Origin of the sequence: Streptomyces sp. NPDC001980 (assembly GCF_040296885.1) — a bacterium.
In the GTDB taxonomy this organism is placed as follows: domain Bacteria; phylum Actinomycetota; class Actinomycetes; order Streptomycetales; family Streptomycetaceae; genus Streptomyces.
Map to the genome: position 1 here is coordinate 193,680 of NZ_JBEOYD010000003.1, position 24,242 is coordinate 217,921.

General features: G+C 71.6%; 24 protein-coding genes. 8 read left to right on the top strand and 16 right to left on the bottom strand.

Translation table 11 applies throughout. From position 1 onward, the window contains the following. Positions 1-308: 308 nt before the first annotated feature. Positions 309-1,307 (top strand): permease, encoded by a 999-nt coding sequence (locus ABT137_RS05505; RefSeq protein ID WP_351702867.1) that lies wholly within the window; start codon positions 309-311, stop codon positions 1,305-1,307. Further along, positions 1,304-2,110, top strand: a complete 807-nt coding sequence (locus ABT137_RS05510) for a TIGR03943 family putative permease subunit (protein ID WP_351702869.1) — start codon at positions 1,304-1,306, stop codon at positions 2,108-2,110. The genes ABT137_RS05505 and ABT137_RS05510 overlap by 4 nt, the downstream gene beginning before the upstream one ends. On the opposite strand, the gene ABT137_RS05515 is transcribed toward ABT137_RS05510, so the two are convergent. From ABT137_RS05515 to ABT137_RS05530, 4 genes are all read right to left on the bottom strand, one after another. Continuing rightward, complete coding sequence (locus tag ABT137_RS05515) at positions 2,080-3,102, bottom strand: EamA family transporter (protein WP_351702872.1); 1,023 nt, start codon at positions 3,100-3,102, stop codon at positions 2,080-2,082. The two genes, ABT137_RS05510 and ABT137_RS05515, sit on opposite strands and share 31 nt — an antisense overlap. A gap of 80 nt (positions 3,103-3,182) precedes the next feature. Beyond that, on the bottom strand, positions 3,183-3,374 hold the full coding sequence (locus tag ABT137_RS05520) for a hypothetical protein (protein ID WP_351702875.1): 192 nt from the start codon (positions 3,372-3,374) through the stop codon (positions 3,183-3,185). Between the two features lie 51 nt (positions 3,375-3,425). Continuing rightward, positions 3,426-3,896, bottom strand: coding sequence for a hypothetical protein (locus ABT137_RS05525; protein ID WP_351702878.1), 471 nt, complete (start codon positions 3,894-3,896; stop codon positions 3,426-3,428). 139 nt (positions 3,897-4,035) lie between these two features. Continuing rightward, positions 4,036-4,932, bottom strand: coding sequence for a hypothetical protein (locus ABT137_RS05530; RefSeq protein ID WP_351702881.1), 897 nt, complete (start codon positions 4,930-4,932; stop codon positions 4,036-4,038). A 338-nt stretch (positions 4,933-5,270) separates the two neighbouring features. On the opposite strand from ABT137_RS05530, the gene ABT137_RS05535 reads away from it, so the two are divergent. Both ABT137_RS05535 and ABT137_RS05540 read left to right on the top strand, forming a co-directional pair. Beyond that, on the top strand, positions 5,271-5,996 hold the full coding sequence (locus ABT137_RS05535; RefSeq protein ID WP_351702883.1) for a hypothetical protein: 726 nt from the start codon (positions 5,271-5,273) through the stop codon (positions 5,994-5,996). After that, positions 5,983-6,591 (top strand): Fic family protein, encoded by a 609-nt coding sequence (locus ABT137_RS05540; RefSeq protein WP_351702886.1) that lies wholly within the window; start codon positions 5,983-5,985, stop codon positions 6,589-6,591. The genes ABT137_RS05535 and ABT137_RS05540 overlap by 14 nt, the downstream gene beginning before the upstream one ends. A 72-nt stretch (positions 6,592-6,663) precedes the next feature. Here the strand turns inward: ABT137_RS05540 and ABT137_RS05545 are convergent, their stop codons facing one another. The 4 genes from ABT137_RS05545 to ABT137_RS05560 all read right to left on the bottom strand — a co-directional run bounded on the left by ABT137_RS05545 (position 6,664) and on the right by ABT137_RS05560 (position 11,774). Beyond that, on the bottom strand, positions 6,664-8,895 hold the full coding sequence (locus tag ABT137_RS05545; protein ID WP_351702889.1) for an ABC transporter ATP-binding protein: 2,232 nt from the start codon (positions 8,893-8,895) through the stop codon (positions 6,664-6,666). 93 nt (positions 8,896-8,988) lie between these two features. Then, positions 8,989-9,117, bottom strand: coding sequence for a hypothetical protein (locus ABT137_RS05550; RefSeq protein WP_258575023.1), 129 nt, complete (start codon positions 9,115-9,117; stop codon positions 8,989-8,991). 285 nt (positions 9,118-9,402) lie between these two features. Next, entirely contained in the window at positions 9,403-10,530 is a 1,128-nt protein-coding gene (locus ABT137_RS05555; protein WP_351702892.1) for a lipid II:glycine glycyltransferase FemX, read from the bottom strand. A gap of 269 nt (positions 10,531-10,799) precedes the next feature. Then, positions 10,800-11,774, bottom strand: a complete 975-nt coding sequence (locus ABT137_RS05560) for a helix-turn-helix transcriptional regulator (protein ID WP_351702895.1) — start codon at positions 11,772-11,774, stop codon at positions 10,800-10,802. A 117-nt stretch (positions 11,775-11,891) separates the two neighbouring features. Between ABT137_RS05560 and ABT137_RS05565 the strand changes: the two genes are divergently transcribed. Continuing rightward, positions 11,892-13,121 (top strand): acyl-CoA dehydrogenase family protein, encoded by a 1,230-nt coding sequence (locus ABT137_RS05565; RefSeq protein WP_351702898.1) that lies wholly within the window; start codon positions 11,892-11,894, stop codon positions 13,119-13,121. Between the two features lie 82 nt (positions 13,122-13,203). On the opposite strand, the gene ABT137_RS05570 is transcribed toward ABT137_RS05565, so the two are convergent. From ABT137_RS05570 to ABT137_RS05590, 5 genes are all read right to left on the bottom strand, one after another. After that, positions 13,204-13,791 carry a TetR/AcrR family transcriptional regulator gene (locus ABT137_RS05570; protein WP_351702901.1) on the bottom strand — a complete coding sequence of 196 codons (588 nt, stop codon included), beginning with the start codon at positions 13,789-13,791 and terminating at the stop codon, positions 13,204-13,206. Between the two features lie 235 nt (positions 13,792-14,026). Beyond that, positions 14,027-14,563, bottom strand: coding sequence for a hypothetical protein (locus ABT137_RS05575; RefSeq protein WP_351702904.1), 537 nt, complete (start codon positions 14,561-14,563; stop codon positions 14,027-14,029). An 18-nt stretch (positions 14,564-14,581) separates the two neighbouring features. Continuing rightward, positions 14,582-15,214 (bottom strand): cysteine hydrolase family protein, encoded by a 633-nt coding sequence (locus ABT137_RS05580; RefSeq protein ID WP_351702907.1) that lies wholly within the window; start codon positions 15,212-15,214, stop codon positions 14,582-14,584. Between the two features lie 105 nt (positions 15,215-15,319). Then, positions 15,320-16,078 carry a metallophosphoesterase family protein gene (locus ABT137_RS05585; RefSeq protein ID WP_351702909.1) on the bottom strand — a complete coding sequence of 253 codons (759 nt, stop codon included), beginning with the start codon at positions 16,076-16,078 and terminating at the stop codon, positions 15,320-15,322. Next, complete coding sequence (locus ABT137_RS05590) at positions 16,075-19,143, bottom strand: FAD-binding and (Fe-S)-binding domain-containing protein (protein ID WP_351702912.1); 3,069 nt, start codon at positions 19,141-19,143, stop codon at positions 16,075-16,077. Before ABT137_RS05590 ends, ABT137_RS05585 begins: the two co-directional genes overlap by 4 nt. A gap of 146 nt (positions 19,144-19,289) precedes the next feature. Here ABT137_RS05590 and serC point away from each other — a divergent pair, with 146 nt between their 5' ends. Beyond that, the gene (gene serC / locus ABT137_RS05595; protein WP_351702915.1) at positions 19,290-20,408 is read left to right on the top strand and encodes a phosphoserine transaminase; all 1,119 of its coding nucleotides are present in this window, start codon (positions 19,290-19,292) and stop codon (positions 20,406-20,408) included. Positions 20,409-20,468: 60 nt separating this feature from the next. On the opposite strand, the gene gcvH is transcribed toward serC, so the two are convergent. From gcvH to ABT137_RS05610, 3 genes are all read right to left on the bottom strand, one after another. Then, the gene (gene gcvH, locus ABT137_RS05600; protein WP_351702918.1) at positions 20,469-20,855 is read right to left on the bottom strand and encodes a glycine cleavage system protein GcvH; all 387 of its coding nucleotides are present in this window, start codon (positions 20,853-20,855) and stop codon (positions 20,469-20,471) included. Between the two features lie 198 nt (positions 20,856-21,053). Next, entirely contained in the window at positions 21,054-21,593 is a 540-nt protein-coding gene (locus ABT137_RS05605; RefSeq protein ID WP_351702921.1) for a hypothetical protein, read from the bottom strand. Between the two features lie 154 nt (positions 21,594-21,747). Beyond that, on the bottom strand, positions 21,748-22,755 hold the full coding sequence (locus ABT137_RS05610) for a TolB-like translocation protein (protein WP_351702924.1): 1,008 nt from the start codon (positions 22,753-22,755) through the stop codon (positions 21,748-21,750). A gap of 94 nt (positions 22,756-22,849) precedes the next feature. Here ABT137_RS05610 and ABT137_RS05615 point away from each other — a divergent pair, with 94 nt between their 5' ends. Further along, positions 22,850-23,533, top strand: a complete 684-nt coding sequence (locus ABT137_RS05615) for a GDSL-type esterase/lipase family protein (protein WP_351702926.1) — start codon at positions 22,850-22,852, stop codon at positions 23,531-23,533. Between the two features lie 88 nt (positions 23,534-23,621). Beyond that, positions 23,622-24,209 carry a Uma2 family endonuclease gene (locus tag ABT137_RS05620; protein WP_351702929.1) on the top strand — a complete coding sequence of 196 codons (588 nt, stop codon included), beginning with the start codon at positions 23,622-23,624 and terminating at the stop codon, positions 24,207-24,209. The last annotated feature ends 33 nt before the right edge of the window (positions 24,210-24,242 follow it).

Consider the following 24,242-nt stretch of genomic DNA (forward strand, 5'->3'; position numbering starts at 1 on the left):
GGAGCATGGCAGCGCCCCAGGAAACAATCAAGCACGCTTGCATGAATTTGGCAGAGCCGTGGCCCCGAGCGCGGGCCTGCCACCGCCCCGGGCGGCGCTCCTTGGCGACATCCGGAGTCACCCTGGGGCAATCCTTGGCACAGCCCGTCGTGGCGGGGGGACCGTCATGCCCTACGTTCGATGCGAACATCCGGCGATGGAGTGATGTGTGAGGCGTGCGGGGCGCGCGGAGGACAGATGAACTCGCCGTAGGGGCGCGGCCGACCGCCGTCGTGGCACCCCCGGCAGGCGGGACAGGCGGTTACCCGGTGGACTCGGGGGACACGGGGATCGAGGACCCGCCCCCGCGCGAGCCTCCCCGCTTCTGGCCCCTCCTCCTCGTGGCCGCCGCCGTCCTGCCCGGTACCGCCCTCTTCCTCCTCGGCCAGGGCGTCAGCAAGGCCGCGCTGCAGGCCTGGCAGACGGTGTGTCTCGCCGTGATCGTGCAGGCGGCACCGTTTCTGCTGCTCGGTACGGCGCTGTCGGGGGCGATCAACGCGTTCGTGCCGGAGCGGGTGTTCACCCGGCTGCTGCCCAAGCGGCCCGCGCTCGCCGTGCCGGTCGCCGGGGTCGCCGGGGTCGTGCTGCCGGGGTGCGAGTGCGCGTCGGTGCCGGTGGCGAGCAGCCTGATCGGGCGCGGGGTCACCCCGGCCGCCGCGTTCGCGTTCCTGCTCTCCGCGCCCGCCATCAACCCGGTCGTACTGACCGCCACCGCCATCGCCTTCCCCGGCACCCCCCTCATGGTGCTGGCCCGGCTGCTCGCCTCGCTGGTCACCGCGGCCGTGATGGGCTGGCTGTGGCTCTGGCTGGGGCGGGAGGAGTGGCTGCGGCCCGCCGTACGGCACACCGGGCACCAGCCGGGGCGCAACCGCTGGACGGAGTTCCGGCGCGGCTTCCAGCACGACTTCCTCCAGGCCGGCGGTTTCCTGGTGGTCGGCGCCATGGCCGCGGCCACCTTCAACGTGGCCGTACCGCGCTCGGTCCTCGACACCTTCTCCGGTTCGCCGTGGCTGTCGGTGCTGTTCCTGGCCGCGCTGGCGATCATCCTCGCGGTGTGCTCGGATGCGGACGCGTTCGTGGCGTCGTCGCTCACGGGCTTCTCGCCCACCGCCCGGCTGGCGTTCATGGTGGTCGGGCCCATGGTCGACCTCAAGCTGATCGCGTTGCAGGCGGGCACGTTCGGGCGGGCCTTCGCGGCCCGCTTCTCTGCCGCCACGACGGTCGTCGCGGTCCTGTGCAGTGTGCTGGTCGGAGGGATGCTGCTGTGAGACGTCCGCTTCAGGTGACCCTGCTGGTCCTCAGCGGCCTCGGCCTGCTGCACGTCTCCCTCTTCACCGACCTGTGCCTGCGCTACGTCAAGCCCGGGATGCGGCCACTGCTGATCGCGTCCGGGTTCGTGCTGCTGGTGCTGGGCATCGTGGAGGCGGCCGCGCGGGAGGGACGGGAGGCACGGGCCGGGCGGAAGGGGCACGGCAGCCATGGGGGTCACGCACATGTCGCCCACGCACATGTCGCCGGCCCACACAACGAGCCGGAACAGCATCACGGTCACGACCACTCGACCGTCCCCCGGGTCGCCTGGCTGCTCCTGCTCCCGGCGCTGAGTCTGCTCTTCTACGCCCCGCCGGCACTCGGCGCGTACACCGCATCCCGGCAGCCCGCCAAGGTCATCGCGGAGCAGGACGACTTCGATCCGCTGCCGAAGACCTCGCCGCTGCCCATCACGCTCACGGACTTCACCACGCGGGTGCAGCAGGACCGCTCGCTGGCCATCAAGGCGCGGACCGTGGAGATGAGCGGGCTGGTCACGCCGGTCCCGGGGGGTGGGAGCTGGGATCTGACCCGGATCATCATCTCCTGCTGCGCGGCTGACGCGCAGTCCGTGAAGGTGCGGATCTACAGCGACAGCATCCCGGCCGCCAACACCTGGGTGTCCGTCACCGGGAACTGGCATCCCGGCGGGAAGCTGGGCACGAAGTCCGCGCCGGTCGCGCTGGACGCCCAGACCGTGAAGAAGATCCAGCGGCCCTCGAACGTCTATCAGGACGCGCTGCCGTTCCCCGCCGGCTGAGCGCCGACCACCGGTTCCGGCCGGGCAACGACCGCCGGGTCCGGCTCCGCGCGGGCCGCCGCCTGCCGGCCGCGTCCCACCTGGGAGCGGACCGCGCCGATGCTCGCCGCGATGACGAGGGCGACGGCGGCCGCCTGGGTGGCCGTCAGGGCCTGGCCGAGGACGAGGAAGCCGGCGGTGGCGGCGATGGCCGGTTCGAGGCTCATGAGGACGGCGAAGGTGTGGGCCGGAAGGCGGCGCAGGGCGAGGAGTTCGAGGGTGTAGGGGAGGACCGAGGAGAGGACCGCGACCGCCGAGCCCAGGGCGACGGTGGTCGGGTTCAGGAGCCTGCTGCCGGCCCCGGCGATGCCCAGCGGCAGGAACAGCAGGGCGGCGACCGCCATGGCCAGCGCCAGACCGTCGGCCTGTGGGAAACGGCGGCCGGTGCGGGCGCTGAAGATGATGTAGGTGGCCCACATGGCGCCGGCGCCCAGGGCCAGGCCGACACCCACGGGGTCGAGGCCGCTGAAGTCCCCGCCGCCGAGCAGGAAGACGCCGCCCAGCGCGAGTCCCGCCCAGAGGGCGTTGATCAGGCGCCGGGAGGCCAGCACGGACAGGGCGAGCGGTCCGAGCACTTCGAGGGTGACGGCGAGGCCCAGCGGGATGCGGTCGACGGCCTCGTAGAAGAGGCCGTTCATCGCGCCCATGGTGATGCCGAAGACGATCACCGTGCCCCAGTCGGTGCGGGAGTGGCCGCGCAGCCGTGGCCGGCAGACGACGAGCAGGATCACCGCGGCCGCGAGGAGCCGCAGGGTGACCACGCCGAGCGCGCCCGCCCTGGGCATCAGGGTCACCGCGAGGGCGCCGCCGAACTGCACGGAGATCCCGCCGGCCAGGACCAGCCCGACAGGCCCGAGCGAGCCGAGCCGGCCCGGGATACCGGTGGCGGCGGGCGCGGACACCGGGGTGGGCGTGGGCGTCGACGTCGGCTGTGAGGTGCTGGGGGTGGTCACGGGCGGTCCAGGGGATTCGTTGTTCATTACGATGCACTTCTCGGTCCAGGGTAATGGACTTCGACAGGCGCGTGAACCCCTTATGGGGCTGTCCTGGATGGTGAGATGCCGGGTCGGCTGCCGCGGTCGGCGAGCTGCACCCAGGGCGCGTCCGGGACAACGTGGAGGTAGCCGTCCTCAACCAGGTCCGGGTAGCCGAACCGTTCGCCGACCGCGAGGAACGCCTGGTGATCACGCGGGCCGATGGGCAGGGCCATGCCGTCCCACTGCACGGGCAGCCAGGAAAGTCCGAACTCACCCGTGATCCGGAAATCAGGGGCGCATCATGAGTGGACGCCCTTGACGAGGACCGCTCTCCCGTGTGTGTGCGGATCGGCCCCTTCCACCTCGAATCCCGCCGAGGTCAGAGTTCCCGCGAGAGCATCGGCCATGCGCTGGACGACGGTTTCGTGATGCCGGAGCGCCGGAGGGATGCTCGAGAAGTCGCCCCGTTCGAGAATCTCCAGGGCGGCGGCTCTCAAATCCTCCCCCGTGCGCCATCTGACGAAGACACCGCCATTGATGGACGGGTCGACGTGCACGCGCGCGCCGGAGGTCTCGGGTGACGAGTCGCCTTCGACGTCACCTCGATGGACGGGAAGCCTGCCCCGCTCCAGTTCCCGGCACACCTTGTCAGCCAGTGCGTTTCGAGCAGCGACGACGTCCGGTGATGCTTTCGGCGGTGTGCCGAATGCGCGCTCGGTCACTCGCTTCCCACTCTCTTTCGCGTTGCCGTTGCAGGTGCAGATCTGCACGATGGCGTGCGTTGGCGGTCGAACTCCCCCCGGCCTCCAGGCACTTGTCGGAAGCCCCGTGGACGACACGTTCGGCCTCGCCCCGTGCGCGGGGCGAGGCCGAACGGCAGTGAAACGAATCTTCAGGCGGCGGCCGGAACTACTTCACGTCGACGTAGTCGCCGGTCGCCGTCGAGGCGCCGGTGGTGGCGTTGGTCGCGAACGAGAAGCGGTAGTACCCGTCGGCCGTGGCCTTGACCGTGGTCTTGAGGGCGCCGCCGGTGCCGGCGGTGATGGTCTTGAGGGTGGTGTACGTGGTGCTGCTCTTCTTGCGGTACTGCAGCTGCACCTTCTGCGACGCGTAGCCGGAGTACTTGCCGGTGTTCCAGTCGGCGCGCGTCAGCTTGCCGGTGACGGTGATGGTCTTGCCCTTCTTCACCGGCTCCGGGGTGGCGTCGACGGTCAGCTTGGAAGCCTTCTTGATCTTGCCGGTGCCGACGTTGTCGTCGAAGCTGGCGCTCGCGGAGAGGTCGTAGCCGCCGAGGGCGAGCTTCCAGGTGCCGGCGACACCGTTGTTCTTCATGTCGGTGGCCGCGTGGATGTTGAAGACGGCCTTGCAGCTGTAGACGCCGGTCTGGGTGGTCGACTCGGTGCAGACGGGGTCGTCGTCGGTGCCCAGCGCGCCGGTGATGGTGTCCGTGCTGGAGGGGTCGGTGCCCTGCCAGAGGAAGGCCTGGGTGAGCGCGACGCCGCTGGAGCTGGTGGCGGTGTAGGTCGCGGTGACGGACTTGTTCGTGGTGGTGCCGAGGACGATGTCCTTGCCGCCGTTGACGACGCCCTTCGAGAAGGAGATGCTCCCGATTCCGTCCTTCGGCCGGACGGTCTGCGCGGAGTTCGTGGCGTGCGCGGTGCGCGCGGCGGGCGCGGAGTTCGCGAAGAAGGAGCTGAGCTGCGCCTTCGCGCTCGGGCTCGACGCCGCCTGGGCGGCCACCGGGACAGCGAGCGCGGACAGTGCGACCGCACCGGACAGAACGGTGGCCGCGACGCGTATACGCATGTGAATCCCCCTGGGATCGCGAGGGGCCCGACGGGTCACCCCCGGCCGAGCCCATTGGCGTACGCAGCCTACGAACAGCGTGGAGGATTCTTGAAGATCCCTTGTGCAATAGGTGTGTAACAAGGCTGATGTGACGGGTGCTCACCGGAATGCCCCTCGGGCAGGAGCCGAGAGCGGACCACAGGTTCCGCGCGGACGGCCGCACCGGGGTGCGGTCCGGAAAACCGTTCGCGTCCCGAGGGTCTTCGAGCCGAGACTGACGGGGCTATCACCTCGGACAGGAAGAGTGGCCGGCGCTGACGTACAACCGTGACACCCTGCCCTTCCCCGAGAACCGTGTGCCCCCCGTCGCCTACAGGGGCATTCAGGGCTGGGATGAACTCGCCCCGGCCCGGCACCCGTTCGCCTGGGACGAGGACGAGGAGGCCCTCCTCCGCTCGCTGGTCCGCGAGTGGGTGCCACCTGTGCTCTCCGGTATGGCCGGCTGGTGGCAGGGCGAACGCTGGTGTGAACGCCAGGTGGACGCGATCATCCGGGAGCGATACGGCAGCTGGGCCTGGGGGTGGAACTGGTGCTGCCGGCACGGCGGGCCCACCGGTAGCTGGGTCGACGGGCCAAGCTCGGTGACGACCCCTGACGAAACCGCAGCACGTGTCGTAGAGGCGCTGTTGGAGTGGCGGGAGTGGTTGGAACGGATGGCTGAGCGCTTCGCCGAACTGGCGCCGCCGTCGGACGCCTCACCCGAGGACCGCAGCTGGCACCTGGAGCGGGCCTGCGTCCGCCTCGTGACGTACGCGCTGGACTGCTCGGGAGCGGAGGGCGGCTGGTACGGGCAGGCCTCGATGGTTCTGCGCTGGTTCCTCACCAGCACCGGCATGGACCAGGCCGAGGCCGGGCGAGCGGTGGACAGCGCGATCGGCGGCAGGTTCAAGAGCTGGATCTCCCCTGAACAGACGCTGATCGATTCCGTCGGCGAGGACCTCGCCGTCGGCCTCACCGGCCACGCCCCCTACCGGGACCACCGTGAGAGGGCGGTTCTGGAGGACCTCCATGACCGCTACTGACAGCCTTTCGGTTTGGCTGCGCGTGCGCCGTGAGTCCGACTGGCTGCACGCACCGGTTCTACGGCGGGTTCCGCCCGCGAGCGACGGGTTCCGGACCTGGTGCGAAGGGCCGGTGCGCCGACGCGACCCCGTTCGCGCCGAGCGTCTGCTCGCTGCCCACACCTTGGCCCTGGCCGATGCCGCACGCCGAACCCCGCTGGACTTCGACCTGCTGGCCGGTTGGCAGCGCAAGGTCCTCGGCGAAGCAGAGGCACCGTTCCGCGCGAACGACGCCTATGCGAAGGCCGGCCGCGAGCGGTACGGCCTTACCTCGCGTACGCAGGCCGACTTCGCCTCCTGCCTGCGCGAGACGACCGACCCGGACGTCCCGCTGGCGGCCCGCGCGGCCCGCGCATACCTCGACGTGGCGTTCTTCCACCCCTTCGCCGACGGCAACGCCCGCGCCGCCCTGTTGACCTTGGTGCACGTCCTGGCCCGGGAGGACATCGTCCTTCCTGAAGTCGGTCCTCTTCAGACCACCCGGTACGCGGATGACCCGGCGGGCGCCGCCGACCTGGCCACTCTCATCGGGGTGCTCAACCGCCGCCGGTACTGAAGCCCCGGGCGAGAGCGCCGACAATTCCGCCGGGCCCGTCGAGGGCCGGGCCGCAACCCGTCCGGAGGCGGCTCAGATGCCCGGCCAGGACTCCTCGTCGCGGAACAGGGGGCGCCCGTCGGGGAGTGTGGTGGGCACGTTCGCCCCGTAGCCGACCTCCATGTGGGCGGCCTCCATGTGGGCGGCCTCCATGTGGGCGGCCTCCATGTGGGCGGCCCCCTGTGCCTCCACATGGGCGTCGTACACGGGCTGGGGCCATAGCCCTGCCGCCGCGTACACGTCGTAGTCGTACATGTTCCCGTACGGCTGCTGGTAGGGGTAGCCGTCGCCCTGCGCGCCCGCGTAGGAGGCCTGGGGCACCCCCGCCCCGACGGTTCCCACGGCCCCTGCCGCCGGAACGGCGCCGCCCTGTTCCACGAACAGGGGCAGTCGCAGTTCGCCGGTGTCCATCACCGCGTTGTTCTGGGAGCGGTGGAGCCGGGAGTAGGCGCCGCCGCGGGCGAGGAGTTCGTCGTGGCGGCCGGTCTCGACGATGCGGCCGCGGTCGACGACGAGGATGCGGTCGGCGTCGGGGGCGAGGTTGAGGTCGTGGGTGATCATGATGGTCGTCCGGCCGGCCATCAGGCGGCGCAGCGGCTTGACGACCCGGCGGGCGGCCATCGCGTCCAGGCCGGTGGTCGGCTCGTCGAGGACCAGGACGGGGGCGTCGCGCAGGATGGCGCGGGCGATGGCCAGGCGCTGGAGCTGACCGCCGGAGAGCCGGGCGGAGTTGGGGTCGACCTTGGTGTCGTAGCCGTCGGGGAGCCGGACGATGAAGTCGTGGGCGTCGGCCGCCCTGGCCGCGTCCTCGATGGCCTGCTCGCTGGCGCCGGGGCGGCCGCAGGCGATGTTGGCGCGGACGGTGTCGTGCAGGACGAGGGTCTCCTGCGGGAGGAGGGTGATGTACTCGCGCAGCCGGGCCAGGGGGAAGTCGCGGATCGGGACGCCGTCGAGGAGGACTTCGCCGCTGTCCGGGTCGTAGAAGCGGAGCAGCATCTTGGAGACCGTGGACTTGCCGGCGCCGCTCGGCCCGGTGATGATCACGAGTTCGCCGGGGCTGACGGCGAAGGAGAGACCCTCCAGGGCGGTCCGGTCGGCGCCGGGGTAGCGGAAGCCGACGTCGCGGACCTCGACGGCACCGTCCGGGCGGCCGGCGTCGGTGCCGGTGCCGCGGCGGGGGTCGGCGACCGAGGGCCGCACGTCCAGGATCTCGATCAGCCGTTCCGCGCCCGCCGTGGCGGCGGTGACGGTGAGGCCGAGCTGGGCGAGGCCACGCACCGGCGGGTAGAGGTAGCCGAGGAAGGCGGAGAAGGCGAGGAGCTGACCGAGGGTCATACGGCCGGTGGAGATCTCCCAGGCTCCGATACCGATGACGGCGAGGACGCAGATCGTCTCGATGACCTGGACGAGCTGTTCGTAGGCCTCGTTGAGGCGGGTGGAGCGCACGGAGGCGCGGAACCAGGCGCTCGCCTCCTCGTTCAGGCGCCGCCGCTCGGCGTCGCGACGGTCGTACGCCTGTGTCAGCACGATGTTGCCGAGGGACTCCTCGACGACGGAGGTGATCGCGCCGTCGGCGACCCGGCCCTCGCGGGACACGTCCTTGATGGAGCCGGAGAAGCGGCGGGCGGCCAGCCAGAACAGGGGCGCGAGGACGAAGGTGGCGGCGGCCAGGTCCCAGCGCAGCCAGAACGCGGCGGCCGCGTAGAAGATGGCGCTGAACAGGGCCGACGCGGCGCCGACGAGCCCGGACACGACCATGGTCTCGATGGCCTCGACGTCGCTCGTGAGGCGGGAGAGCAGGTCGCCCTGGCGGTGGCGCTGGAAGAAGTGCGGGGGCAGCTGCTGGACGTGGTCGAAGACGTGTTCGCGCAGCCGCATGACGAAGCGTTCGGTGACCCAGGCGGCCAGGGAGTTGCCGGCGTACGCAACGATCGCGCCGACGATCGCGATGCCCAGCCATTTGGTCGCCGGGCTCCAGAAGGCGCTGAGCGAGCCCTTCTGCAGGGCGTGGTCGGTGAGGTCGCTGAAGAGCAGGATGGCCTCGGTCTCGGCGAGCGCGGCGATCACCGTGCACACCCAGACGATCACCAGCCAGCCGCGCAGGCCCCGGGTGAGCGGCCAGAAGCGGCGGAAGGCGACGCCGGCCGGGATGGTGGGCGTGTACTCGTCCTCGCCCTCGTCGTCGTACTCCCCGTCATCGCCCTCGTATTTCGAGTCGGCGACTTCGTACTCGTATTCCGCGTCTTTACTCTCCTTCGCGCGCATTTCACACTACCTCCATTCTCGGACGCCGGAACCACCGAAATTCACGAGCGAAAAAGGACCGACGGCGAACCGTCGGTCCTTTTTACGGCCGGCTCAGTTGTCCTGGCCGCCGGGGATCGGCTTGGGAGCCGGCTTCGGAGCGCGCTTCTTCGGCTTCGGCGGCGGCGGGGGCAGCTGCTTCTTGGGCTTGGGGGGCAGCGGGGCGAGCTTCTTGAGGCTCATTCCGACTCCTTGAGAGTTCGAAGTGCAAGTGGTGCGGGATGGTACGAGAATTCTCTTGGGGCAACGTCCGGGGATTTTGGATCGTCATCCTCGGCAATCCCCGCCGCCCGACACCGAGAAACTTACACGGCCCAGATCCCAAGCAACGGCAAAGTCGGCTTGCGAACGGCAAACAGGTGCTGTGAATACCTGGGTAACAGCTGTATAACGACCCCGAACCTGAGAGTTCTCTTATGAACCTGAGAGCCAGCTTATGAAGCTGAGCCGGGCGAGCCCCGAACAGGCTCAGCGGCGGGCCATGTACAGGTCGAAGGCCTTGTGGAGCAGCTTGTTGAGCGGGAAGTCCCACTCCCCGACGTACTCGACGGCCTCGCCGCCGGCCCCCACCTTGAAGCGGAGCAGCCCCAGCAGGTGGTTGGACTCCTCCAGGGTGTCGGTGATGCCCCTGAAGTCGTAGACGGCGGCGCCGAGTTCGTGGGCGTCGCACATCATCCGCCACTGCATGGCGTTGTTGGGCTGGACCTCGCGCCGGCGGCCGGTGGAGGCGCCGTAGGAGTACCAGACGTGGTCGCCGACGGTGAGCATGGTGGCCGCGGCGAGAACGTCGCCGTCGTGGTGGGCGAGGTAGAGGCGCATGCGGTCCGGGTGTTCGGCGGTGAGCGCGGTCCACATGCGCTGGAAATAGGAGAGGGGGCGCGCGATGAAGCGGTCGCGCTCGGCGGTCTCCATGTACAGGCCGTAGAAGGCGGGCAGGTCCTCGTACCCGCCCCGCACCACCTTGACCCCGGCCTTCTCCGCCTTCTTCACGTTGCGCCGCCACTGCTGGTTGAGCCCGCGCTGGATCTCCTCCAACGACCGCCCCGCGAACGGCACCTGGAACACGTACCGGGGCTGCCCGGCCGCGAACCCCTCCTCACCGCCCGCCTCGGACTGCCGCCAGCCCGTCCGGCGCAGCCGCTCGGCGAGGCCGGCGCCACGGGCGTCGTACGACGTCGGCTCGGTGTCCCCCAGCCGCCGGGCGGCCGGATCGGCGATGGCCTCCTTCACCGCCTCCGCGCTCCACCGCCGTACGGCGACCGGCGGCCCCATCTTCACCGCGAACGCCCCGCGCCCCTTCAGATACGCGAGCAACGGGTCGAGCCACCGCTCCAGGTCCGGGTCGTGCCAGTCGATGGCGGGCCCCTCCGGCAGGTACGCCAGATACCGCTTCACCCTGGGCACCGCCCGCAGCAGCACCAGCCCGGCCCCGACGATCCGCCCCTCCCCGTCGAACCATCCCAGGCTCTCGGCCTCCCAGTCGGGCTTCACGTCCCCCCAGGACGGCAGCTGCATATGGCTGACGGAGGGACGGGACCCGGCGAAGGCGAGATGCTCGGCACGGGAGATGGGCTGGAGGCGGAGGGCTGCGGTCATGGGCGGTGCTCCTGGGCAGGTCGGCGACGGCTCACTGACGACGCTCACCGGTCGGGACGGCGGACGGGAGGGCGGACGGGTCCGGTGGCGTCGGGGTCAAGAACAACAGACGCGCACCTGCCGGGAATCGTTTCGGCGCGCGGGTGGCGAGGGCGTGTCGGCGGCGTCCGGGACGGGGACGGCAGGCGCCCGGGTCCGGGGACGGCGGGCACGGCGGGCACGGCGGGCACCCGGGTCCGGGGGCAGCGGGCACGGCGGGCACCCGGCGCCTAGCCCCGCCGCGGCGACTGCCCGTACGTGGTGCGGTAGGCGCGGCGGAAGTGGCTGGGGTCGGCGAACTGCCAGCGGGACGCGACGTCGGCGACGGTGTACGTACCGCCGGGGAGGCCGAGTTCGCGGCGGGCACCTTCGAGACGGCGTCGGCGTACGTAGGCCATGACGCTCTCACCGTCGGCGAAGGCACGGTGGAGGGTACGGACCGAGACGTTCAGCGCGCGGGCGATGGCGGCGGGGGTGAGGCCGGGGTCCCGCAGCCGCTGGTCGGCGTAGGCCGTGGCCGCGGCGCGCAGTGCCTGCGGCGGAGCGGGAGCCGCGACCGGGGCGTGGGTGCCGATGAGTCCGGTCAGCAGCAGGGAGAGTGCCGCGCCCGCCGCGTGGGTGCCCGCCGGGCCGAGGTGCTCCGCGAGGGCCCAGGCGGTGTCGAGGTGGGCGAGCAGCAGCCGGGACTCGGGAAGGGTGGCGGGGGCGACGGTCAGGGCCGGCAGCCGGGTCCGGTGCAGCTGGCCGAGCAGGCCGGCCCTCGGCAGGATGAGCACCCGGCAGTCGGTGGGCGCCGTGTAGGCGAAGCGCCAGCGGGAGTGCAGGTCGCGTATGCACAGGGTGCCGGGGCCGAGGTCGGCCCGCCGGGCGGTGTCCTCGATGTGCAGGCTGCCGCTGCGGATGATGTGGACGGCGACGAGGTCGGCCCGGCCGTCGGCGTCCCCGTGGCCCGAGACGCCCGCGATGGGGTCGCTGAACTGGCGGCTGACGGCGACCTCGCCGACCAGGCGGTGTTCCACCCGGGTGCGGTGCGTGCCGGCCGTGCGGTCGGCGGGCAGGCGCAGCTGCCGCACGTGGGCGAGGTGGCCGAAGCGGCGCCGCCACTGTTCGTGCAGGAGGTCCTGTCGGTGGGGGTGTTGCAGCGGTACGTCGATGGCCGCCCGGTGCCGCCATGGCGTCCCGTCGGCCGGCTCCGTCCGTGTCACGCGTATCCCCCCGTCGTGGCACCGGTGTTCCTTTTGGCGCCCCTGTCCCGCTTCCTACGCTGCTGCCGGCGCGATGAACGTGCCGTCACCGTCCCCGCACCCGAGTGGAGCCCTGCTGTGAGCCTGCCCCCGTCCTCCCCGTCGCCCTCCCCCTCGTCCTCCCCGGCGCCCGCCGACGAGGCCGGCGTCCGCGCCGAGCTGTCGGCGACGGCCGCAAAGCTCGTCCCCATTCTCGCCGGGCAGGCCCAGGAGAGCGAACAGTTGCGCAGGGTGTCGGACGACACGGCGCGGGCGCTGCGCGAGGGCGGCATGTTCCGCCTCGGCACCCCGCGCGTCTTCGGCGGCTTCGGGGCCGGGGTGCGTACGTCCATGGAGGTGACGGCCGAGCTGGCCCGCGGCGACGCCTCCGCCGCCTGGATCGCGATGATCTACACCGGGGGCGGCCTGGTCGCCTCGCTGATGGACGAGCGGGCCCGTCAGGAGGTCTGGGGCCAGGACCCCGACGTGGCGGTCGCCGCGTCGCTGACCCCGTCGGGCTCCGCGGTCGCCGCCGAGGACGGCGCTCTCGTCATATCGGGGCGGTGGGGCTGGGCCTCGGGCATCGACCACGCCGGGTGGGTGGCCCTGGCGATCGCTCCGGGAGCCCCGGACCAGCCGCCGGTGATCGCCCTGGTGCCGGTGGCGGAGGTGACGGTCGAGGACACCTGGCACGTGGCCGGCATGGCCGGCACCGGCAGCAACACGGTCGTCGCCGACGGGGTGCGGGTGCCGGCCCACCGGACGCTGAACATGGGCGCGGTCCTGGCCGGGACCTACGCCACCCGGTACGAGGGGGAGCCGCGCAACGCCGTCGCGGTCGCCTCGATGCTGGCGCTCACGGTCGTCGCCCCGATGCTCGGCATGGCCCGGGCCGCCCTGGACCTGGCCCTCGACACCGCGGCCCGCAAGCCCATGTCCCTGACCGTCTACGAACGCCTGGCCGACTCCCCGAGCGTCCAGCTCGCCGTCGCCGACGCGGCGTCCCTCGTCGACACCGCCCGGCTGCACGCCTTCCGGGCCGCCGACGACCTCGACCGGGCCGCCGCCGAGGCCCGGCAGCTGACGGTCGGGGAGCGGGCCCGGGTCCGCATGGACACGGCCGTCGCCGCGATCCGCACCCGCGAGGCCGTGGACCGCCTCGTCTCCGTCTGCGGCGCGAGCGCCTTCGCCCTGGCCAACCCGCTCCAGCGCATCTGGCGCGACCTCGGCACCGCCTCCCGGCACGGCGTCGTCAACCCTGACCTCGGCCGCGAGATCTACGGCCGCAGCCTCCTGGGCATCGCCGACCAGCCCACGTTCATCATCTGACCGGCAGAGACAGAGACAGAAGCAGAGGCGGAGGCGGAGGCGGAGGCGGTCGGCCGCCGCCGGTGGAGGAACGACGACGCTCTCAGGCTTCCTTGCGTTCCTTGAGTTCCTTGAGTGCGGCGGCCGTCTCGGAGAGGATCTCCGCGGACAGGTCGCTGTCGCCGACCGCGCGGGCCATGGCGACCGCCCCGACCAGTGCGCTGAGGGCCAGAAACGCCTGGCGGCGCTCGGCCGCGCGATCGTCGCCCGACCCGAGGTCCGCCAGGATGTCGAGGTAGTTCTCGACCTGCCGGCCGTACGCGGCCCGTGTTCTCTCGTCGGCGCGTGAGACGTCCTGCGGCAGGGCGGCGACGGCGCACCCGTCCTCCGGTGTGTCCCGGTGGGCGATGCTGAGGTAGCCGTCGACGATCGCGGTGTACGCCTCCTGTCCGCCACGGGCGGCGGCGGTCAGGAACCGCTTGTTTCCCTGCTCCAACGCGCTTTCGACCGCCTCGGCGACGAGCTCGTCCCGCGAGGCGAAATGGCGGTAGAAGCCGCCGTGGGTCAGACCGGCCTCCTGCATCAGCTCGGCCACACCGACACCGTTCACGCCGTCGCGGCGGAAACGTGCCGCGGCCGTCTTCACGATCCGGGCATGGCTCGCCGCCTTCTCCGCCTGCGAACTACCCATGGTCGAACCTCCAGCCTGCGGGGCCGCCGCCAGCCCGCGACGACTGGACGATTATAGGCATCATCCTGAGATTCCCCGGTCGCGAGATCGGTCGCGAGATCGGTCGCGAGATCGGTCGCGAGATCGGTCGCGAGATCGGTCGCGAGATCGGCGTGGCACGGCCTCCTGGCCGAAGGCGGCGGCGGTGGCGGCGCCGAAGACGGCGGGACACGGCGGTCCGGAGGGTCGCGCCGTCTCATCCCCAGCGGTCGGCGCGGGCCTTGCGCTCGATGTCCCTGGCGAAGAGCGGGGTCTCCTCGGCGTTGTGGGCGCTCAGCGCCTTCTGCGCCGCCTCACTCGCCACGGCGAAGGACACCCCGCGCCCCTCCAGCGCTTCCAGGTAGCCCTCGGCGGTACGGACTTCGACCCTGTTGACGAACCTCGTCGTGCCCGCATCGACGGCTTCGGCGTTGAACTGCCAGATCACGAAGAGCTTGACGCGAGCGCCGATTTCCGGACCGATCGAGTCGGACAGTGATACGAGGCGGCAATGGTCGCGCTCGGCGACGTCCTCGACGTAGTGCTGCACCATCAGATTGCCGACCTGCTCCACGTTGACGGACATGCGCTTACCCTCGGGCGTGCGTGTCACGGCTCCGGCAATATGATTCTTCGAGCATGCCTGATATTCGCTGTCGGTCAGGGTGAAGACCCATTCTGCCAGGTCGATCGCCGTCAGTGGCGCCTGGATGATGGCTTCGGAGACCGACTCGGCTATAACGCGGTCCGTCATTTGCTGATCTCCATGTCGTCAGGCTGAAAGTTTCGCGACGATATCGTCGGTCGAGATGATGGCGCTCGCGTAGGACGGCATGTTGAACTGCAGCGACGCGTCCATTTCGGGGAACCCGAAGCTACCGATGGCGTCCTTCACCAGCGTCACCTCGTAGCCGAGCTCCGCCGCGAAGCGGACGGTGGACTCGATGCAGGTGTTGGCGCGCATGCCGATCACGACGACCTTGCGGATGCCGTGCTTCTTGAGCTGCAGGTCGAGGTCCGTGTTGGCGAACCCGCTCGAGAGCCAGTGCTCCTGCGCAACGACCTCGCCGGGACGCGGCTCGAAATCAGGATGGAAACTTCCGCCCCAGGTTCCATCGGCGAAAATCCGCCTTTCGGCGGCGGATTCCTGGATGGGGGGCATCGCCTTCCAGTGACTGTACGGATCGCTTTCCCGCCAGCGATGGTGCGGGGCGATGAAGACCTGCACACCGACCGCCCGGGCAGCGGCGAGGACCTGCCGCATGTGTTCGACAACCTTGTGGCCTTCGAGGGTGGAGCGGCTGATTTCGTACAGCTTGCCGCCCTCCGAAAGGAAATCATTGTAGGGATCGACGATCAGCAGCCCCGTGAGTTCGGGTTCGTAAGTCTGCTCAGGCTTCGACATGCCATTACTCCCTTGTCTCACCCCCCGCAATGAGGATTACGCACATCATCCTCAGAGTCAAGCGCGGGCCGCTCGCATTACTCCTCGGCGCGAGGGGACGGCCCGTCAGCCCGCCCCGAACACCCCGAGCGCCTCCCCGTCCGAGGCCCGGGCCCGCAGGAAGTAGTCGGCCCATGCCTCGATGCCGGGGTAGGCGCACTCCGCCACGACACGAGCGACGGCCGCCGGGATGTCGTAGCGCGTGACGCGCAGGTCGGTGCCGGGGCCGAGGAGGCACCAGTGGGCGCCCGGGCGGCCGTACGGCATGCCGACGCTGCCGGGGTTGACGACCAGACGGCCGTGGGCGAGCCGCAGGTAGGGCATGTGGGTGTGGCCGCAGACGACCGTGCCGATGTCGGGGGCGACGGAGGCGAAGACCTCCGCCCAGCGGTCCAGCGGGGAGTCGACCAGGACGATCTCCTCGTCGTCGCGCGGCGTCGCATGGCAGAAGAGGACCCGGCCGAGGCCTCGGACCGTCAGGGTGGCCGTCCCGGGGAGGGCGGCCAGGAAGTCGACCTGGTCGTCCCGGAGCGCATCCGCCGCGAACGGCCCTATCGGGTCCGGGATCCCGGTGCGCTCTCCCCTGCGGTACTCCACCAGCTCCCGGTCGGCGTTCCCCGACAGCCACAGCACCCGGTCGCCCAGGCCGCGCAGCACGTCGATCGTCTCGGCCGGTTGCGGGCCCGCCGTGATGTCGCCGGTGAGGACGATGCGGTCGGCCGCGGCCACGTCCGGCTCCGCCAGCACCGCCTCCAGCGCCGGGAGCACCCCGTGGATGTCGGAGAGCACCGCCACCCGGCCGAACCCGGTCTCGCCGCCCGTCACCTCCCCTCCCCGTCCAGCCTCTCCGCCCCGTCCAGCCCCTCCGCCAGCACCTCCGCCAGATGCCTCCCCCGCACCCCCGCCAGTTGCTCCAGCTGCGTCCGGCACGAGAAGCCGTCGGCCAGGACCACCGTGCCGGGCTCCGCCTCCCGTACCGCCGGCAGGAGCTGTTCCTCCGCGCACGTCCTCGACACCTCGAAGTGCCCCTTCTCGAAGCCGAAGTTGCCGGCCAGGCCGCAGCAGCCGCCGACGAGGCCGCCGGTGAGGCCGGCGGCCTCGCGGAGGCGGCGGTCGGGGGCGTCACCGAGGACCGCGTGCTGGTGGCAGTGGGTCTGGCCGGTGACCGGACGGTCCAGGCGGGGCGGGGTCCAGTCGGGGGCCAGGCGTTCCAGGGCCTCCGCGAAGGTGAGCACCCTCGCGGCGAGACGGGCGGCCCGGGGGTCGTCCGGGAGCAGCTCCGGCAGATCGGCACGGAGGGCGGCGGCGCAGCTGGGCTCAAGGACGACGAACGGTGGCGGGTAGGGGGCCGAGTCGTCCGGGTCCGAGTCCGAGTCCGCGTCCCGGTCCAAGTCCGAGTCCGGCTCCGCGTCCGGGTCCAAGTCCGAGTCCGGCTCCGCGTCCGTATCCCAGTCCGAGGGCAGCAGCAGGAGCGGCTCCAAGATGTCCAGTGTGCGGCGCAACACCGCGCGGGCCTGGTCCAGTTGGCCCGTCGAGAGGTATGTGAGGCCGCAGCAGGCGTGCACCCGGCGGGTCCCCCACGGGGACCAGCCGATGCCCCGCAGCTCGCCGTCCTCCGACCGCGACACCTTCCACGGCCGGGTCGGCAGTGCCACGACCCCCACGCCCGCCGCCTCCAGGACCCGGACGGCGGCATGGCCCACGGACGGCGACAGGTGCTCCGTGAACGTGTCCGCCCACAGGAACGCCAGCCGCTTCGGGAGGTCCGGCCGCCGCCCCGCCCGCGCGTCCGCCGTCCACTCCTGCACGCGCCCGCGCTCCCGCCGCCGCTCCCACCGGCTGAACGGCTCCGCCGCCAGAGGCGGGATCCGCCGTTCCGGTGCGATCCCGCCCAGCCGCTTGGCGAGCGCCGCCAGGGGTCGTAGGGAGGCGAGTGCGTTGACCAGCCGCGCCGTGCGGGTCCGGGCCACCAGGCGCAGCCACTTCGGCAGCCGGCCCATGCTGTAGTGGGCGGCCGGCCGGCGCCTGCCCGCGTAGTGGTGATGCAGGAACTCCGCCTTGTACGTCGCCATGTCCACCCCGACGGGGCAGTCCGACCGGCAGCCCTTGCAGGACAGGCAGAGGTCGAGGGCGTCGCGGACCTCCGTCGAGCGCCAGCCGTCCGTCACCAGTTCGCCCGCCAGCATCTCGTGCAGCAGCCGGGCCCGGCCGCGCGTGGAGTGCGCCTCCTCGCCCGTGGCCCGGAAGGACGGGCACATGACGGACGCCCCGGACGGCTCGGTCGTACGGCACTTGGCGACGCCCACGCAGCGGCGGACCGCAGCGGAGAAGTCGCCGCCGTCGGACGGGTAGCCGAAGGCCACGGGCACCGGCTCGCGCGGGAGGACGGCGAAGCGGAGGTTCGTGTCCAGGGGGGCGGGCCGGACCAGCATGCCCGGGTTCAGGAGGTCGTCCGGGTCCCACACCCCCTTCGCCCGCTCGAACAGCGCCACCATCTGCGCGCCGTACATCTTCGGGAGAAGCTCCGCCCGCGCCTGGCCGTCCCCGTGCTCCCCGGACAGGGAGCCGCCGTGCGCCACCACCACGTCCGCCAGTTCCTCCGAGAAACGGCGGAAGCGGGCCACACCCGCCTCGCTCAGCAGGTCGAAGTCGATACGGACGTGGATGCAGCCGTCGCCGAAGTGGCCGTACGGCGTGCCGCGCAGGTGGTGGGCCGTCAGCAGGGCACGGAAGTCACGCAGGTACGCGCCCAGACGGGCCGGCGGTACCGCGCAGTCCTCCCAGCCCGGCCAGGCCTCGCTGCCGTCCGGCATCCGGGTCGCCGTACCGGAGGCGTCCTCGCGGACCCGCCACAGCGCGCGTTGCCCGGCCTCATCGGTGACGACCAGGGCGTCCAGGACGTCCGCCGCCCGGACGATCGTCTCCGCACGCGCGCGTGCCTCCGCCGCCGTCTCCCCGCCCGTCTCGACGAACAGCCAGGCGCCGCCCCGCGGCAGTCCGGCCGGGGACGGCACCAGGTCGGCGGCCATTCCCTCCACGGTGAGCGGGCCGTGCGGCAGCAGCCCGGCCGCCGCCTCCGCCGCCGCGCTCTCGTCGCCGTATCCGAGCACCGCCAGCGCACGCGCGCGTGGCGCCGCCACGAGCCGTACGGTCGCCTCCGTGAGGATCCCCAGCGTGCCCTCGCTGCCGCAGAAGGAGCGGGCGACGTCCGCGCCCTTCTCGGGGAGGAGGGCGTCCAGGGCGTAGCCGGAGATACGGCGGGGGAGGTCGGGGAACCCCGTACGCAGCGGCGCCAACTCCCCCTCGACCAGCGCCCGCAGGCCCTCCGGCGCCCCGGCCCAGTCCCGCCCCGGCCGCAGCCGCCGCCCCCGCGCGGTGAGCACGTCCAGCTCCAGGACGCTGTCCGCCGTCGTCCCCCAGGCCACGCTGTGCGAGCCGCAGGAGTTGTTGCCGATCATCCCGCCGAGCGTGCAACGGCCGTGCGTGGAGGGGTCCGGGCCGAAGCGCAGGCCGTGCGGGGCGGCGGCCTCCTGGAGCCGGTCGAGGACCAGACCCGGCTGGACGACGGCCGTACGGGTGGCCGGGTCGAGGCGGACCAGGCGGTTCATGTGACGGGTGAAGTCGAGGACCACGCCCGTGCCCGTCGCCTGGCCCGCGATCGACGTACCGCCGCCCCGGGCCACCACCGGCACGCCACGGGCCCGGCACAGCTCCAGTACGGCCGCCACGTCGTCCGCGTCCCGAGGGGCCACCACCCCGGCCGGAACCCGCCGGTAGTTGGACGCGTCCATGGTGACCAGCGCCCGGGACGTGACATCGAAGCCGACCTCACCCCGGACGGCACTGCGCAGTTCCGCCTCGAGTTCCGAGAACTCCGAGAATTCCGACATGCGTCCACTCAACCAGCCCGCCCGGCGATACGACCCGCTCGGGCGCATGCCGGCCCGGCGTCCCGCCCTGCTCGGGCGCACCGGCACGCGTCTCACCCGACGGACGAGGTTTCGCCCAGGTTTCCCCCACCGGCTAACCTCACCCCGTGGCTGACATCCAGATCCCCGCTGACATCAAGCCCGCCGACGGACGCTTCGGCGCTGGCCCCTCCAAGGTGCGGACGGAAGCGCTGGACGCGCTGGCCGCCACCGGTACCTCCCTGATGGGCACCTCCCACCGCCAGGCCCCGGTCAAGAACCTGGTCGGCCGGGTCCGCGAGGGCATCAGCGCCCTGTTCTCCCTCCCGGACGGCTACGAGGTCGTCCTCGGCAACGGCGGCTCGACCGCGTTCTGGGACGTCGCCACCCACGGCCTGATCGACGCCAGGTCGCAGCACCTGAACTTCGGCGAGTTCTCGTCCAAGTTCGCCAAGGCCGCCAAGCTCGCCCCCTGGCTGGCCGAGCCCACCGTCATCGCCTCCGACCCGGGCACCCACCCGGCGCCGCGGGCCGAGGCCGGCGTCGACGTGTACGCCTTCACCCACAACGAGACCTCGACCGGCGTCGCCATGCCCATCAGGCGAGTCGCGGGCGCCGACGAGGGCGCGCTGGTCCTCGTGGACGCCACGTCCGGCGCCGGCGGCCTCCCGGTCGACGTCACGGAGACCGACGTCTACTACTTCGCCCCGCAGAAGTCCTTCGCCTCCGACGGCGGCCTGTGGATCGGCGTCTTCTCCCCGGCCGCGATCGAGCGCGCCGAGCGCATCCACGCGTCCGGCCGCCACGTCCCGGAGTTCTTCAGCCTCCCCACCGCGATCGACAACTCCCGCAAGAACCAGACGTACAACACCCCCGCCCTGGCCACCCTCTTCCTGCTCGACCAGCAGCTGGAGTGGCTCAACGGCCAGGGCGGTCTCGCCTGGTCGACGGCGCGCACGAAGGACTCCTCGACCCGCCTGTACACCTGGGCCGAGGAGTCCAAGTACGCCACCCCGTTCGTCGCCGACCCGGGCCAGCGCTCGCAGGTCATCGGCACGATCGACTTCGCCGACGAGATCGACGCGGCCGCCGTCGCCAAGGTGCTGCGCGCCAACGGCATCGTGGACACCGAGCCCTACCGCAAGCTCGGCCGCAACCAGCTGCGCATCGCGATGTTCCCGGCGATCGACCCGGCGGACGTCGAGGCGCTGACGAAGTGCGTCGACTACGTGATCGAGAAGCTCTGACCGCCTGCGGTCCACGACGAGGGGCGCCCGGTGCGGATACACCGGGCGCCCCTCGGGCTTTCACCCTCCGTCGACGAGCTTCTGGTACGCCTTGGCGTCGAGCAGCCCGTTGGACGACGCCCCGCCTTTGGTCTTGATCCTGAAGAGCCACATCGCGTAGGGCTCGGAGTTGACCTCCTCGGGGCTGTCGACGACCTCGTCGTTGACCGCGACGATCTCGCCGTCGAACGGACTGAAGATCTCGGACACCGCCTTGACCGACTCCACCGTGCCGACGGGGTCACCCGCCTGGATCTTCCTGCCGACTTCGGGCAGCTCGAAGAAGACGATGTCGCCGAGGTTCTTCTGGGCGTGATAGGTGATGCCGACGGACAAGCTGCCGTCGGCCTCGGTGCGGATCCACTCGTGGTCGTCGGTGTAGCGGAGGTCGGCGGGCACGTTGGACATGTCAGCTCCATCAGCCGTCGTGGTGCGGTGTCCGGCCGCCCCTGTCGACGACCGGCGGGAACAGCCTGCTGCACCGACACCCGTACCCGTGCATTTCGGGCATCACGGTCCGCCACCCGGGTGACGCCACCGCATCACGCCGCCGTGCACGTCACCTGCTGCCAGCCACTGCCAGCGGGCCGGCAGCAGCGCCCGGCGTCAGGGGCCGACCGTGGCGGTGACGGCGCCGATCGCGCCGGTGCTGCTGAGGGTGACCGAGACCGTGACGGGCCGGATCGGGTTGGGCGGGACGACCGGGTTGGGCGGCACGACCGGGGAGATCAGCTGGAGGACGGGCCTGACCTTGAGCGTCGTGGTCGCCGCCGCCGAGAAGGGCAGGTCGTCCCGGTGCGCGCCGACGAGGTCGTACGTCCCGCCGCTCGGGTCGCCGGTGCCGGAGGCGTCGTCCAGGCTGCTGATGATCTGGGCGGTGCCGCCGCCGGCGGTGTTCGGGAGGGTGATGACGGAGACGTCGAGGGTGCCCGTGACGGCGATGTTCTCGCTCGGGCCCTTGAAGGTGCCCTTGATCGGCAGGCTGACCGAGCGGAGCTGCGGCAGGGCCGCGGCCCGGGCCGTCCGGACGGGCCCCGCCGCGGCGGGGACGGCGGTGGCGGGGACGGCGGTGGCGGGGACGGTCAGGGCCAGGGCGGCCGTGAGCAGGCAGACGTGCCCGGCCAGGCGCAGGGCGTTACGGCGCATGGGTGCTCCCGTTCCGTGCGGCGGGACCCGGTGCCGCCTCGTTGCCGCCCCGTCCCGCGGGACCGTTCCCAGCCTGCACGGCCCTGTGCGGGGCCGCCCGGCCGGTGGGCCGGAAGAGTGACGTCCGGCGGGACGGCCGTGCGCCGGGCCGGGGTCAGTGCCGGCGGGCGGACGGGCGCCGCAGCCGCCGCAGCCCGAAGAAGGCGAGCACGGCGACCCCGACAGCGACGGCACCGACCTTCGCCCCGGCGCTCGGGGAGCTCCCGCCGTCGCTCCCGGCGGCCGAACTGCCGCCGGCCGACGGTGACGCCTTGCCGGACCCGCCCGGCACGTCCTGCGCCTGCACCGGGCTGTCGGCGCCCTCACTCCCGTACATCAGCTTGGTGCCGTCGGCGGAGTAGGTGACCGATTCGCCCTGCTTCTGGAGCGGCACGTCGAGCCGCCCCTCGCGCTTGATCTTCCCGCCGTTCCAGTCGTAGTAAATGCCGCCGAGGTAGCCGCGTACGGCGAGTTGCGTGCCGTCGGGCGAGAAGGCGGCGTCGGTGGCCCAGAGGTCGACGGCGGCGACGGGCTTGAAGATGTTCGTACCCGTCGGGGAGAGGGTCGCCGGGCCCTCGTACAGATGCCCGCCGTCCTCCTTCTTGTCGATGATGTACACCCGCCCGGTCTTGGGGTGCACGATCAGCGACTCGGCGTTCCGGGCGCCGTTGGAGTACTTGACGACGTACTGCGTGGCCCGGACGGTCTGGTCGACGAGCTTCTTCGGCTCGGGCAGCCGGTAGATCCAGACGTACGGCCAGCTGCCGTCGAGGTTGTCGCCGATGTCGCCGACGTAGATCTGGTTGTCGGGGCCGATGGAGATGGCCTCGACGTCACGGGGCGTGCCGACTCCGCTGAGCGTGATCCTCGCGACGGTCTTCCCGGTCGCGCTGTCGACGGCGTAGATGTACGGGCCGTCGCCGCTGTCGTTGTGCGTCCAGTAGATGCCGGGGTGCAGGTGGGAGGCGGCGAGACCGCTGGACTCGGCGATCCGCGGGTCCTTGATCGTGAATCCCTTGTCACCGGCGCCGCCACCGGTGCCGTCGGCGGCGGAGGCGGGTGCGGCGGCGAGGGCACCCGTGAGCAGGACACCGGCGAGGAGGGCGAGCGATCGTGGACGCATGGGCCCAAGCCTGCCATCCCGCGCTGTGTTCGAACGCGGCGGACGTGTCGGTCCTCACACCCCGCCGCTCCCGCTGATCGTCCATCATGAGCGGATGCTCAGGTTCATGCCCGTCGGGGACTCGATGACGATCGGCAGCACGGGCGAGCACACGTGGCGGTACCGCATGTGGCAGCACCTGTGCGCGACGTACGGCGGCCCGTTCACACTGGTCGGCCCCCGCGAGACGCTGTACGACAAGCTGGCCGAGGCGCCGACCTCGTACGCCTACACCGACCCCGACTTCCCCCGCGCCCACCTGGCCGGCTGGGGCGAGGGCTGGCTGCACATGGCGCCGCTGATCGGGGAGGCGGTGCGCTCCTGCCGCGCCGACGTCCTCCTCGTCTCCCTCGGCCTGATCGACCTGGGCTTCTACACGAACGCGGAGCAGACGGCGGCGAACGCGCGGACCTTCGTCGCGGCGGCGCGGGAGGCCAACGCGCGCATCCACATGGTGCTGCTGCCGGTGATCCCGAACGTCCGCGCGACGACGGACGAGCCGTTCGCGGAACAGGTGACCCTCTTCAACGAACTCCTGGCCAAGACCGCGGCCGACCTGGACGAGCCCCGCTCCCCGGTCCTCATGGCCTCGCCGCCGGAGTCCTACGACATCCACACGGACACCTACGACGGCACCCACCCGAACGCGAACGGCGAGCACCGGATCGCGGGGGCGTTCGCGGAGGCGATGTGGCGGGGCTGGGACCTGGGCGACGAGTACGCGGCCGGAGCCAGTTGACCGACTTCGGCCGCTTCCCGGTCACCGTGCGTATCGTTGAAACGCGCGGCTGCACTCGTGCGGAGAGCAGCCGGGGAGGAGCGCCAGGATGACCGCCCTCGAAGACAGGATCGCGATGGCCGAGAGCGACGACGAGATCACGCTCGACGAGCTGTTCGAGCGGATCGAGAAGATGCCCGCCCCCGAGGGATACAAGGTCGAGATCGTCGAGGGGACCGTCTTCATGTCGCCGCAGTGGGACACCCACTGGGAGATCATCGCGGACATCGTCGAGCAGTTGCGGACCAAGTACCCCCGGAAGCGGATCAAGTCCGACGTCCGTGTCGACTACCCGGGGCACCTCAACGGGTTCGCGTCGGACGTGACGCTGATGGCCGAGAGCGCCGCCAAGACGAAGAAAGGGCTCTGGCGTTACCAGGACGTCGAGTTCGTCGCCGAGGTCATCTCCAGGGGCACCGCGGCCAACGACTACGGCCTCAAGAAGGCCGCGTACGCGGTGGCCGAGGTCGCCCTCTACCTGATCGCCGACCCCTACCAGCGCCGCTGCCACGTCTACACCAACCCCAAGGGCGACACCTACGCGACCGAGACGAAGGTCGACTTCGGCACCGACGTCGACCTGACCGGCACGGTGGTGGACCTCGTCCTCAAGACCGACGAGTTTCCCACCGAGTGAGGCGCCCAGGCCTTGCTTAGAGCGCACTCCACG